General features: G+C 63.2%; 9 protein-coding genes. 3 read left to right on the plus strand and 6 right to left on the minus strand.

What is annotated here, in order from left to right:
- Nucleotides 1-4 precede the first annotated feature (4 nt).
- Nucleotides 5-988 carry a DUF58 domain-containing protein gene (locus NUH19_RS02510; protein WP_262314990.1) on the minus strand — a complete coding sequence of 328 codons (984 nt, stop codon included), beginning with the start codon at nt 986-988 and terminating at the stop codon, nt 5-7.
- Between the two features lie 4 nt (nt 989-992).
- A complete protein-coding gene (locus tag NUH19_RS02515) occupies nt 993-1,931 on the minus strand; it encodes an AAA family ATPase (protein ID WP_262314991.1) in 939 nt (312 codons plus the stop codon).
- Between the two features lie 143 nt (nt 1,932-2,074).
- Between NUH19_RS02515 and mscL the strand changes: the two genes are divergently transcribed.
- The 3 genes from mscL to NUH19_RS02530 all read left to right on the plus strand — a co-directional run bounded on the left by mscL (nt 2,075) and on the right by NUH19_RS02530 (nt 6,182).
- A complete protein-coding gene (mscL, locus tag NUH19_RS02520; protein WP_262314992.1) occupies nt 2,075-2,449 on the plus strand; it encodes a large-conductance mechanosensitive channel protein MscL in 375 nt (124 codons plus the stop codon).
- A 217-nt stretch (nt 2,450-2,666) separates the two neighbouring features.
- Nucleotides 2,667-3,152: an HAD-IIIA family hydrolase gene (locus NUH19_RS02525; protein WP_262315162.1), complete on the plus strand. Its 486-nt coding sequence runs from the start codon at nt 2,667-2,669 to the stop codon at nt 3,150-3,152.
- A gap of 297 nt (nt 3,153-3,449) precedes the next feature.
- Entirely contained in the window at nt 3,450-6,182 is a 2,733-nt protein-coding gene (locus NUH19_RS02530) for a YhgE/Pip domain-containing protein (RefSeq protein WP_262314993.1), read from the plus strand.
- A gap of 89 nt (nt 6,183-6,271) precedes the next feature.
- On the opposite strand, the gene xylB is transcribed toward NUH19_RS02530, so the two are convergent.
- The 4 genes from xylB to xylA all read right to left on the minus strand — a co-directional run bounded on the left by xylB (nt 6,272) and on the right by xylA (nt 12,788).
- Complete coding sequence (xylB, locus tag NUH19_RS02535) at nt 6,272-7,768, minus strand: xylulokinase (RefSeq protein WP_262314994.1); 1,497 nt, start codon at nt 7,766-7,768, stop codon at nt 6,272-6,274.
- Between the two features lie 183 nt (nt 7,769-7,951).
- Nucleotides 7,952-9,151, minus strand: a complete 1,200-nt coding sequence (locus NUH19_RS02540; protein ID WP_262314995.1) for an ROK family protein — start codon at nt 9,149-9,151, stop codon at nt 7,952-7,954.
- Between the two features lie 144 nt (nt 9,152-9,295).
- Complete coding sequence (locus tag NUH19_RS02545; RefSeq protein ID WP_262314996.1) at nt 9,296-11,332, minus strand: beta-galactosidase; 2,037 nt, start codon at nt 11,330-11,332, stop codon at nt 9,296-9,298.
- 115 nt (nt 11,333-11,447) lie between these two features.
- On the minus strand, nt 11,448-12,788 hold the full coding sequence (gene xylA, locus NUH19_RS02550; RefSeq protein ID WP_262314997.1) for a xylose isomerase: 1,341 nt from the start codon (nt 12,786-12,788) through the stop codon (nt 11,448-11,450).
- Nucleotide 12,789: the final 1 nt, after the last annotated feature.

The raw sequence follows: 12,789 nt of genomic DNA on the forward strand, positions 1-12,789 counted from the left end.
CGCCTCACCCCCTGACCAACTGGCTGCGACCGCCGGCCATCACGACCGGCCCGGCCGCCGTCAGCGCCACCGCCAAGACGGGCTGCGGCGCAAGCGCCGTCTGCACCGCGGCCACCGCCGCCTCGGGGCAAAACACAATAGTGGGAAGACCCGGCAAGGCGGCAAGCCCCGCCGCACCGACCGCGTCCGGTTGCACCGTGGCGAACCACTCCTCGCTGGGGGCGACCACCGGCCCGGCCGCCGTCAGCGCCGTGAGCTCGCGCCACAACCCTCGCGAAGCCAGCGTGTGAACCAGCGCCAGCTGCAGCTCAAACTGCGCCGAGTCGGCGATCAGCACCGCCTGCCACGGCACTTGGGTAGCACTTCTGGTCTGCCGCACGATGGCCGCACCGTGCTTGGCGGTCAACTTCCAGTCGATCGCCTGAATCGGGTCGCCGGCCACGTAAGGCCGCAATCCAATCAGGTCGAAGCTCGGTGCCCCCGCCGTGGTTTGCAGCCGTGCCGTCGCCGCGCGAAGCACCGGGTAGAGCCTGGCGCAGAGCGCCGCCTCCCGCCTGGGGCCGACCAAAAGCGGCTCCCGCAGCGTCAGCGGCCGCGCCTTTTGGAGCAGCCCCACCGCGTCCGTGGCCACCAAGGTCAGCGGCAGCCGGTGGTAGCGGCCGCGTTCCAGCCTGACGGCCACGCTGCCCTGGGCCCGACCCCAAACCGGTGCCCAGCTGACAGGCTGAACGCCGCCGCGAACGGCTAGTTGGGCGAACCAGGCGCGACCGTGCAGCGTCAGGGCCACCGGCGCCTCCGCCGTCGCCAGGCTGCGGCTGGTCGCCTGAACCAACCGCAGCGGCCAGCCCAGGCTGACGACGCCGATGGCCAACAACCCGGCGGCACACAGCGCCAGGGTCCAGCCGGTGTCGGTGTTGAAGGCCGCGCCGAACAGCATCACCACGCCTGCCAGCGCCACCACGAAGACGTCTCGCATCACCATCCGCATCGCATCACCCCCGCACCGGCACCGGCGTGTTTTCCAGGCACTCCGCCAGCACCTCCTGGGCCGTGGCGCTGGCACCGGGCCGCACCAGCAGGCGGTGCTGCAGGACCACCGGTGCCAGCAGCTGCAAGTCGGCGGCCACCACGTAGTCACGCCCGGCCGTCACCGCGTAGGCCTTGGCCGCGGCCACCAGCGCCAAGGCCCCGCGAGGCGACACCCCGGTGGCGAGCTCGGGGTGTTCGCGCGTGGCCACGACCAGGCTCATCACGTAATCAAGCAGCGAGCCGGCGACTTGCACCGAGGCGACCAGCGCCTTGAGCGTCGCCAGCTGGGCCGCCGACACCAGGGGCGTCAGGGCCTCCAGCCGCGGCGCCGCCTGCCCCAGGGCCAGCAGGGTGCGTTCGGCCTGGGCATCCGGGTAGCCGATGGTCAGCCGCATCAAGAAGCGGTCGAGCTGGGCCTCGGGCAGCGGGTAGGTGCCTTCGTAATCGGCGGGATTTTGGGTCGCCAGCACGAAGAAGTCCGCCGGCAGGTCGTGGGTGTGATCGTCGATGGTCACGCGCCGCTCGGCCATCGCCTCCAGCAGGGCCGATTGCACCCGCGGCGTCGCGCGGTTGATTTCATCGGCCAGCAAAAAGGCGGTGAACACCGGCCCCTTCTGGAAGCGAAAGGCACCTTGGGCCTGGTCGTACACCGTCACGCCCAAAATGTCGCTGGGCAACAGGTCCGGCGTGAACTGAATGCGGTGAAAGTCCCCCGCGAAGGTTCGCGCCAGCGCCTTGGCCAGCGTGGTTTTCCCCACCCCCGGAATGTCTTCGAACAAGACGTGCCCGCCTGCCAAAAGGGCCGCGATGGTCATGCGAATGACCTGTTTCTTCCCCACGATGACCGTGTCGATGTGATCGATCGCCGCGTCAATCAGCGCCTGTGCTTCCTCTGGTGTCATGCTGTTTCCTCCTGTCGGTCTTTCCTTAATTATTATCGATTTATATTTCGAATGCAAGCGGATACAACGCTTGTGGCCACCTAGTTGAGACCGGTATACTGAAGGCAAAACCAGCCGGTGGTCCCGGCGACAGGAGGTTCATTGTGTTCAAAGAATTTCGGCAGTTCATCATGCGCGGCAACGTCTTAGACTTGGCGGTCGGCGTCATCATCGGCAGTGCGTTCACGAAGCTGGTGACGTCTTTGACCGACAACCTGATCGGCCCGATTCTGGGCATGTTCACCAAGAGCACCAACCTGACCAAGCTCCATGTTTCGGTCCTCGGCGCCAACTTCACCTACGGGGCCTTCCTGAACGACATCATCAACTTTTTGATTGTGGCGTTCATCGTCTTTTTGATCGTTCGCACCGTGAACCGGCTGCTGCCCAAGAAGGCGGCGGCCCCGGCCGGCCCGACCAAAGAAGAGGTCCTGCTCACCGAGATTCGCGACCTGCTGGCCAAGCAGAATCAGGACTGAGTCGCATCTGAACAATCCAGGCTCCGGCCCGGGCGGATCACCACCTTCGGCCCCGGGCCCGGCGGCGGTGCGTCTGATCCCCCGCCCTAACTAATGGCATTTGAGGCCAAACCCAGACTATTTTTATTCTCAGATACGACCTAGGCCGCATTTCCACGTCAATGAAGGAATACTAGCTAGGAGGTCCACATGCTCACAACGGTTCTGATTGATCGCGATGGCACTCTCGGCGGCGACGGCCATTTCCATCCACTCGCAGACTTTGTCCCCTATCCAGGCGGTGCCGGCCGCCTTGCAGCAACTCCGCGAGCACGGCCTGCGCTGTCTGGTTTTGACGAACCAGACCCGCATTGCAAGCGGTGAGCTCGATGAAAAGGCGCTGGTTGCCAGCCTCCTGGCCCTCGGCGTTGATGACGTCTTCGTTTGTCCGCACCCAGCAGTCGTTGGCTGCAACTGTCGCAAACCTCACCTGGGCTTGTTCCGGCAGGCTTCGATGCGCTACGCCTTCACCGCCCAAGAGGCGGTGGTGATTGGCGACTCGAACCAAGCGGATATGGGCCTGGCCCTGGCCGCCGGCTGCCTCGGCTTGCACGTGGCCACCGGGCGCAACGAACCCGCGTCGGGCCTACCCGGCATCATCGAGCAACCAGACTTCGCCGCCGCCACAAACTGGGTGCTGACCCACTATGGCTCCCCAATCTAACCAAGTTCAATCGAGCCGTTGGGGGCACTTGTGTCCATGAACTGGAATTAGTCGTATTCAAAGACGCGTGCAACGGCGAGATTATCGCAGACCGCGTCGTGGATCACGACCCCGCCAGGCAAAGAAGCACCGCCACCCCGATTCGGGATGGCGGTGCTTCTTTGCCTAGCCTACGCGGACTGGTCATCAGTCGCCCGGCCGAATACCACGCGCGGCGCTGCCGCGCTTTTATTTTCTTCAAAAATAATGTTCATAACATGATATAATATCGCGCAGAACATACCACAAGGAGAGAATATGCGAAACATTGGAAAGTTGTTCGTTCTGGACTGGAAGCGCATCTTCAAGAGTCCCTTCGCCTTCCTGCTGATCTGCGCGTTGGTCATCATCCCCAGCCTCTACTGCTGGTTCAACGTCTGGGCGCTGTGGGATCCTTACAGCAACACACAGGCGCTGAAGGTCGCCGTGTATTCGGCCGACGCCCCAACTCAATTCGCCGGCAAGAAAATTGCGATTGGTGATGAGCTGATCACCCAGCTTCACGCCAACAAGAAGCTCGGCTGGCAGTTCGTCACCTCCAAGCAGGCAGTGGTCGATGGGGTGCAAAGCGGCAAGTACTACGCCGGCATCGTGGTGCCGCGCCGCTTCTCCAAGGACCTGATGACCTTCGTCGATGGCAAGATTCAGCGCCCGAAGCTGAAGTACTACGTCAACGAGAAGATCAATGCGATTGCGCCAAAAATCACGGCCAGCGGCACCACGACGCTGCAAAGCACGATTTCAAGCCAGTTCGTCGACACCGTGGCCAAGACGCTGGTCGGGGTGTTCAACCAGGCCGGCGTTAAGCTGGACGCCAACCTGCCGCTGATTCGCCGCTTTGCCAGCCTCGTCACCGCCACGAACGCCCAGCTGCCGACCATCCGGCAGTACCTGAACACCATCTCCACCGTCCAGGCCAAGCTGCCGGCGCTGAAAGCCAAGCTCAAGGCGGCCAACCAGCTGGTCGGCTACCTGCCGCAGGTCAACGCGGCCGGCCAAAAACTCGTGGCGGCCAACGGCTACCTGCCGCTGGTCCAAGACGCCGGCCGGCTGGCTGTGACTGTGAAGGGCAAGCTGCCCGAGGTCCAGGCCGCCGGCACCCAGCTGGCCGCGGTCAACGCCCAGTACGACACGCTGGCCCAAGCCGTCACCAAGGCCGCGACGGTCACCGGCCAGGGACTGACCGTGATTGATCAGGTCGACGGCACCCTGCCGTCTTTGACCCGCTTCGGCCAGGCGGCTCAGGCCACGGTGGCCACCACCAAAGACTCGGTGCTGCCCAAGGTGACCCAGGCGCTGGGCGTGGTTCACACCGCCGTTGACGCAGGTCTGAGCGTCATCGCGCAAGCCAACACCGCCTGGGCGGCCGACCTGACCGCCCTGAACGCCGACCTGGCCGAACTGGACGCGGCACCCGACACCGCCGCGGTGCGAGCGGCGATCGCCACGCGGTTGACGCAGGCCGCCGCTCGCGCCGCCAACGCGGCGGCCACCGCCCGGGCCCTGGCCGCCACGCTGACGCACCTGAAGGCAACCGGACAAACATTGCAGATCAAAGATACCGCGGCACTGACAACGGCAATCGACCGACTCAACCGGGTGGCGACCACGGCAGACGCCCTAGAGACTCAGGCCAAGGCGTTGGCGCAGGCGGTGCCAAACCTCTCCTTGACCGATCTGCGGTCGCGCCTAACCACACTGGCGACCACGGCAGGTGGCTTCGCCCAGGCGGCCACGGTTTTGGCTAATCTGAACCTCGCCGCCAGTGTTCAGACCGTGGTGACCCACTTCACCGCTGCCTTGAGCGCCGCCGACACCACGCTGACGCAGATCAATCAGCAGGTGCTGCCGGCCATGCCGGCGCTACTCGCCAACACTAAGGACCTGTTGCGCCAGGCCAACACCTTCCTCAAGGCGCTGCGCCACCAGCTGCCGGCACTGAAAACCGAGCTGGCCGACGCCGACCGGCTGCTCAACGGCCACATGGGCCAGATTCAATCCGGGGTCACCCTGGCCGCGGGGCTTTACCAAACCGAGTTCCCGGCGCTGAAGGCCAAGCTGCAACGGGCGACCGGCTTCATCCAAAGCGACCTGCCCGGCATTGAGCGCGACCTGACCACCTCGCTTGCGCTGGCCAACGCCAAGCTACCGCTTTTGGAAAGCGGGTTGCAAACCGCGGCCGCCTTCAAGCAAGATGACTGGCCGACGCTTGAAACCGCGATTCAAAAAGGGGCCGCCGCCATCAAAAAGGGTGAGCGGTCCGTCGACCTCAGCGCCTTGATCGCGCTGTTGCGCCGCGACGCCACCAAGGAGGCCAGTTTTTTGGCCGCGCCGGTGACCGTCAGCCAGACCACGCTGTACCACATTCCGACCTACGGCTCCCAAAGCGCCCCGTTCTACTTGGCCCTGTGCATCTGGGTCGGCGCCTTGCTGCTCGGCGCGATTCTGATGACCGAATACGAGCTGCCGGCCGCACTCGCTCACACCACCGTTCGGCAGCGCTACTTGGCCCGGTGGCTGACCTTCGCCGGCCTCGGGATGCTGCAGGCGCTGGTCGCGGCGGCCGGCAACATCGTGCTGATTCACACCTACGTGGTCAACAAGCCGCTTTACCTGCTGTTTGCGATGCTGTTAGCCGTGGTGTTCGTCTCCATTCTCTACGCGCTGATTGCGCTGTTCGGCAACGTCGGCAAGGGCCTCGGGATCATCATCTTGGTGCTGTCGATTTCCGGCGCCGGCGGGAACTTCCCGGTGGTGCTGTCCGGTCAGTTCTTCCAGGCCATCAACCCCTGGCTACCGTTCACCTACGCCGTCAACCTGCTGCGCGAAACGGTCGGGGGCATCTACTGGCCGGGGCTGTGGCAAGACCTCGCGGCGCTTGCCGCGTTTGGCCTCGCCTTCACCGCCTTGGGCCTGCTGCTCAAGGGCCCGATCCGGCCGTGGATCGACCGCATGCACCGCATCACACGCCAAAGCAAAATCATCGAGTGACGTCAAAAACGCTAGGGTCCACGCCCTGGCGTTTTTGCGTGGCGGCACGCAAAAAGCCGATGGTCCCCCATCGGCTCAATGTGCTTGGCTTACGCGCGGAAGTCGGCCAGTGCGGCCGACAGATCCTTGGTCTGCGGGTAAACCTGCCGGTACAGCTTGTAGAGCTTGGCGTATTTGGCCACGTGCTCCGGGTTGGGCAGGTAGGTCTGCCGCTCGTGAACGAAGGTCTTGGCGCAGGCGTCAAAGTCCGCAAACCAGCCCAGGCCGACCGCCGCGATCATCGCGGCGCCAAGGCCTGGCCCCTGCTCGCTTTGCAGGCAAACCACCGGCTTGTCGAACACGTCGGCCTGGATCTGCAACCACAACGGGCTGTGGGCCCCGCCACCGATCGAGGTCAGCTTGGTGAAGGTTTTGCCATGCGCCGCGTAGAGGTTCAGGATGTCCTTGAACGAGAAGGTCACGCCTTCCATCACCGCGCGAATGAAGTCGCCCTTGCCCTGCCGGCTGTCGACGCCGATGAAGCTGCCGCGAATCGTAGCGTCGGCGTAAGGAGTGCGTTCACCGACGATGTACGGCGTGAACAGCAGGCCGTTGGCGCCAATGCCGGTGTCAATCGTCGCCTGCATGAAATCGTCGAAGTCGTCATCCGGCGCGAACGTGTTTTTGAGCCAGCTCAGGCTGTAGCCGGCCGCCAGGGTTACCCCCATCGAGTAGTAGGCATTGGGAATCGCGTGGTTGAAAAAGTGCAAGTCGCCGTGGTAATCGTGGGTGACGTCCGGCTCGTAGCCCAGCACCACCCCGGAGGTCCCGATGCTGCACATGCCACGGTCGGGGTTGGTGATCCCGGCCCCGATGGCCCCGCAGGCGTTATCCGCACCGCCGCCGAACACCGGCAGACCCGGCTTCAAGCCGACAGCGGCCGCGAAGGTCGCAGTCAGGGTGCCGGCCTGATCCGTCGCCTGGATCAACGGTGGGCACAGGCTTTCCGGCAGATCGAAGACTGCGCAGACGGCGCTGCTCCAGCGACCGGCGGCGACGTCGAGCATCACCGTGCCGGCGGCGTCCGACAGCTCCATTTGAATCTTGCCGGTCATCTTGTAGCGCAGGTAATCCTTGGGCAACAAGAACGTGGTGGCCTGGGCAAAAATCTCCGGCTCGTTCTCCTTAACCCACAGCAGCTTGGGCAGCGTAAAGCCCTCCAGCGGCCGGTTGCGCGTAATGTCGAGGTAGGTCTGGCCCATGGTGGCCATGATCTCCGAAGACTGCTTGGTGGTACGGGTGTCGTTCCACAGGATCGCCGGACGCAGCGGCCGGCCGGCGGCGTTCAGCAGCACCAGGCCGTGCATCTGCCCGGAGTAACTCAGCCCCTTGATGTCTTCGGCTTGGACGCCGCTTTGCGCCAGCACGTCCTTGATCGCCCCGGCCGTCGCCTCGACCCAGTGATCGGGATTTTGCTCGTTGTAGCCGGGCTGCGGCTGGCTCAACGGATACGGCCGCGAGCCGGTGGCAACCACGGCGCCTTCCCGCGTGACCAAGAGGACCTTGACCGCGCTTGTTCCTAAATCGACCCCAATGACGTATTCCATAATTGTGTGACGCAGGGTTGCCCCTGCGACTCCTTTCGTGCGTTTTAAGTTTGTTAGTTATCTTTACTTACCCTTAAATTGTAGCGGTTACACCCGGCGAACGCAAGCCCTTTCACGCGACCGGACACAGAAAAACGCACCGCCAATCGGCGGTGCGTTCAGGTAACATCTGTGTCGTTTCTGTCAATTCAACTCTCTGGCCGCGCCGCCTGCACCGTTCTCCTGGGTGCCGAAGGTCAGCTGGCCGGACTCGATGTTCAAGAGGTCATGGGTCAGCATCGCGCAGCCGCCCAGCAAGACGCAGTGCCGCACGTCGTCGACCAGGTCGATTTCGGTGGCCTCGGCAGTCAGGCTGGGCAGGTCCTTGCGAATCTGGGTCAAAAGCGGCGGCAGCTTGGCGATCAGCCCGGAGTTGATCATCACCCGCCGCGGATCCAGCGCCACGGTGATGTTGTAGATCACATTGGCGATGTAGCGGCAAAACCGCGCGAGCTCCTTTTCGACGACGGGGTCACCCGCTTGGTACAAGGCGATCACCCGGTCGCGGGTGATGGTCGAATCGCCGAGGCGGTCTCGCACGTGGTCGACGATGGCGGCCTCCGAGCAGATGCTTTCGATGGTCGTCGTCTGCCCGTTGGCGAAGAACGCCTGGTTGTACACCACCGTGTGGCCGATTTCGCCGGCCTCACCGTGGCGGCCGGTGTACAACTTGCCGTGGATGATGATACCGGCCCCGATCCCCTTGTGAATGCTGATGCAGACCAGGCTTTCGTCCTCGCGGCGCCGCTCGAAGTCGCGCTCGTACACCGCCGCCAGGTTCGCCTCGTTTTGCAGCCGGACCGGCACCGTGAAGGTCTCTTCAAGCACCCGCGCGATGTCGACGCCGCCCAGGTCGATGAACGGCGAGAAGGTCACCTGGTTGTGGTGGACGATGCCGTGAACGGCAATCACGATGCCCAACAGCGGCAGGTGCGGCGGGGTCGCGCGGTCGTAATCGGCAATCCAGTCGGTAATCACCTTGAGCACGGCGTCAAAACTCAGGCCGCGAATTTCGATGCCTTCCTCGATCAACAGCTCGCCGGTCAGCCGGGCGGCGGCGATCACCAGGTAGTCGTACCCCCAGTCCATCGTGATGATGTAGCCGAGGTCGCGGTTGAAGGTCAAAATCGTGGGCTTGCGCCCGCCGTTGTGGGTGCTGTCGCCTTGCCCCTGCTCGATCAAGTACCCCTTCTCGATCAAGTTGGCGACCACATCCGACACCGTGACCTTGTTCAACCCGATGTTCTTGGAAATCTGACTGCGCGAAATCGTGCCGCGGTTGAACGCCTCGGTCAACACCCGCTTCTCGTTAAGCACCCGCAAAAGATTCTTATCTGTCCGCATCCTGTACTCCTCACCGTGCGTCAGCCTGACCTGACACCCATACCGCACTGTTAATAGCCTTATTTTACCATACCTCCCCCGCCGCAACCGCTTTACCGACACCAAAACGGCGGCGAGATTAGACTCACTCGCCGCCGCTTGCGATTACGCGCGAGGCGTCTTCAGAATCACCACGCCAAAGGCCGGCAGGTTCAGGGTGGCCGGCTGAGTCGCCCCGCTCAGCAGGTCAAGACCAGTTGGCGCCGGGTTAGCCACCGCGCAGGCCTTGGCCGTCGTGTTGATGGCGAAGGTGTAGGTCGCCTGCCGGCTGTAGCGGTGCGTGACCTCGACGCCTGCGAACGGCTCAGCCGCGGTGAGGTCAAGCCCAGCCGCCGCGGCGATTTTGGTCAGCAAAAAGCGCAGTCCGGCTGCATCCAGCTGGGTTCCGACGTACAGCGCGTGGCCGCGGCCCAGGTCGTTTTGGCAAATCGCCGGGGCCCCGGTGTAAAACAGCTGGGCGTCGTCGTAGGTCGCCAGCACCTTGGCCGTGGTCGGGTGCGTGACATCGCACAGGAAGCTGGCCGAGCACGACTGGTCGGCCCCCAGCGCGACGTTAACCGTCGTCTCGGGCGGCAAGGCGTCGAACTCTTCGTTCCACAGCCCCAACACCTCCTGCAGGCTGCCCGGGTAGCCGCCGAGGTAGACGTTGTCGTGATCGTCGACGATGCCCGACATGTAGGTGGTCACGAAGGTCCCGCCGCCTTGCACGTAGCTTGCGATCTTGGCCGACAGGGCCTCGGAGGTGGTGTACATCACCGGCGCGATCACGGCGGCAAAGCCGTCAAAAGGCGTCTCCTTGCCGATCATCGCGACGTCCAGCCCGGCATCGTAGCACATCTGATAGTACAGGTGGACCTGCTTGACGTAATCCATCTGCCGGCTCGGGCCGGTCGCGTACTCAACGCCCCAAAAGCTCGGCCAGTCGAACAAGACGGCAACTTTGGCGCGGTTGCGGCTGGCCAAGAGGTCGGCCGGCAACGACGCAAGCTCGGCGCCAAGCGCCTGGACCTCGCGAAAGACGCGGGTCTCGTGGGTACCGGTCGCCTCGGCGTGGGAGATCACCGCGCCGTGGAACTTCTCGATGCCGTTTTGAGATTGCTTCATCTGGAAGAACTGCACGGTGTTGGCGCCGTGAGCCACCGCCTGGTACGACAGCATCCGCATCTCACCGGGCTTCTTCAAGGCGCAGTACGGCTGCCAGTTCTGCTGGCTTGGCGTCTGCTCCATCAGCATGAACGGGGCCTGGCGCAGCCCGGCCATCAGGTCGTGCTTCATCGCCGTCTCGCTGGCCGGCGTGTCGAAGCTCGGGTAGTTGTCCCAGGAGACAATGTCCATCTCCTTGGCCCATTGGAAGTAGTCCAGGTCCTTTTGGGTGCTCATCAGGTTGGTGGTGATCGGGGTGGTCGCATCGACGGCGCGAATCGCCGCCTTTTCCAGCTTGAAGTTGGCCAACAAGGCATCGGATTGGAAGCGCCGGTAGTCAAGCGCCGCCCCGGCCAACACCGGCTTGTCAGAGCCGGCGTCGATCATGTCCGTCAGGTGCATCGGCGGCAGGATCTCGGACCAGTCGTGGAAGGTGTGACCCCAAAAGTTGCTGTTCCAAGCGGCGTTGACCGCCGCCAGGTCCGGGTAGTGACCGCGCAGCCAGGTGCGAAAGGCCGAAGCACAGTTGTCGCAGTAGCACTGGCCGCCGTACTCGTTGCTGATGTGCCAGCAGACCAAGGCGGGATGGTCGTGGTAACGCGCGGCCAGCCGGGACACCAGGTCTTGGGCCAGGCTCTGGAAGTTCGGCGAGCTCGGGCAGGCGTTGTGGCGCATCCCCTGCCTGGCGTGGCGGCCGTCGATGTCGGTTCGCGCCACATCCGGGTATTTTTCGATCACCCAGGCCGGGATCGCGCCGGTCGCGGTGGCCAGGACCACCTTCATCTGGTACTTGGCGGCCAGCGCCATGATTTTGTCCAGCAGGCTGAAGTCGTAGGTCGCCTCGTTGGGCTGAAGCAGCGCCCAGGAGAAGACGTTCAAGGTCAGCGAGTTGATGTGAGCTTGCCGCAGCTTGATCAGGTCCCCTTCCCAGGTCGCCTCGGGCCACTGCTCGGGATTGTAGTCGCCGCCAAACAGCAGCGGCAGGGTTTTAAGTGCCATGAGAATCCTCCTTCTTTCAAAAAACGGTCGTGCAACATTCTGGGAATGTCGCACGACCGCATGTGCTGCGATCACCGGGGGGATGGTCGCGGTGAGTTAACGTTCAATCTTGGGATTACTTCAGGGTCTCGATCATGTAGTGGTTCAGGGTGTCCTTGAGCTCCTCGAGGCGACCGGACTTGGTGGCAGCGAGCAGCGCGGATTGTGGCTTGTCGATGATGTAATCGTTCAGGGACTTGAAGTCTTCCTTGCCGGCTTCGATGCTTGCGCCGATGCCTTCGTCGTAGCTTGCGTAGCGGTCCTTGATGAAGTCATCGAAGACGCGGTCTTCGTGCAGACGCTCCGCAACCTTCAAGCCGGCGGCAAAGGTATCCATGCCGACGATGTGGCCGTAGAACATGTCTTCTGGGGTGAAGCTGGAGCGACGTGGCTTGGCGTCGAAGTTCAGGCCACCCTTGCCCAGGCCGCCGTTTTCAACGACTTCGTACATCGCAAGCGTTGCTTCGTACAGGTCTGATGGGAACTCGTCAATGTCCCAGCCGATCAGCTTGTCGCCCTGGTTGGCGTCCAGGGAGCCGAGCAGCCCGGCCTCACGCGCCGTGCGGATCTCGTGCTGGTAGGTGTGGCCGGCGAGGTTGGCGTGGTTGCCTTCCAGGTTCAGCTTGTAGGTGCCATCCAGGCCGTAAGTCTTCATGAAGGCGATGGTGGTGGCGGCGTCGAAGTCGTACTGGTGCATCATCGGTTCCTTAGGCTTTGGTTCAAGCAACAGCTGGCCGGTGTAGCCGATTTCCTTGGCGTAGTCGGCGGCCATGTGGAAGAACTTGGCCAGGTGTTCCTGCTCGCGAAGCATGTCGGTGTTCAAAAGCGTCTCGTAACCTTCACGGCCACCCCAGAACACGTAGTTCTCGGCGCCGACCTTCTTGGCGGTGTCGAGGCCTTCCTTGACCTGCGCAGCCGCAAAGGCGAAGATGTCGGCGAATGGGCTGGAAGCCGCACCGGAGACAAAGCGTGGGTTGGTGAACATGTTGGCGGTGTTCCACAGCACCTTCATGCCGGTCTGCTTCTGGTAGTCGACGAACATGTCGGTGATGGTTTCGATGTTCTTGTTGGTTTCGCGCAGCGTGTCGCCTTCTGGGGCGATGTCACGGTCGTGGAAGCAGAAGAAGTCGACGCCCATCTTGTCGTAGAACTCAAAGGCCGCCTCGACCCGCGCCTTGGCCAGGTCCATGCCGGTCAGGCCGTTCCAAGGGCGAATGGCGGTGCCATCGCCGAAGATGTCGTTGAGCTGCTGGCCGAATGTGTGCCAGTAAGCGACGGAGAAGCGGAGCCAATCGCGCATCTTCTTGCCACCGACCACCTCATCGGCGTTGTAGTAGTGGTAGTTCAGCCCGGACTTCAGGCTGCTGGTGCCAACGAACGGGATCTTGTCAACGTTTGGAAAATATGTCTTAGCCATG

The sequence above is a fragment of the Lacticaseibacillus parakribbianus genome, from assembly GCF_025490915.1.
In the GTDB taxonomy this organism is placed as follows: Bacteria; Bacillota; Bacilli; order Lactobacillales; family Lactobacillaceae; genus Lacticaseibacillus; species Lacticaseibacillus parakribbianus.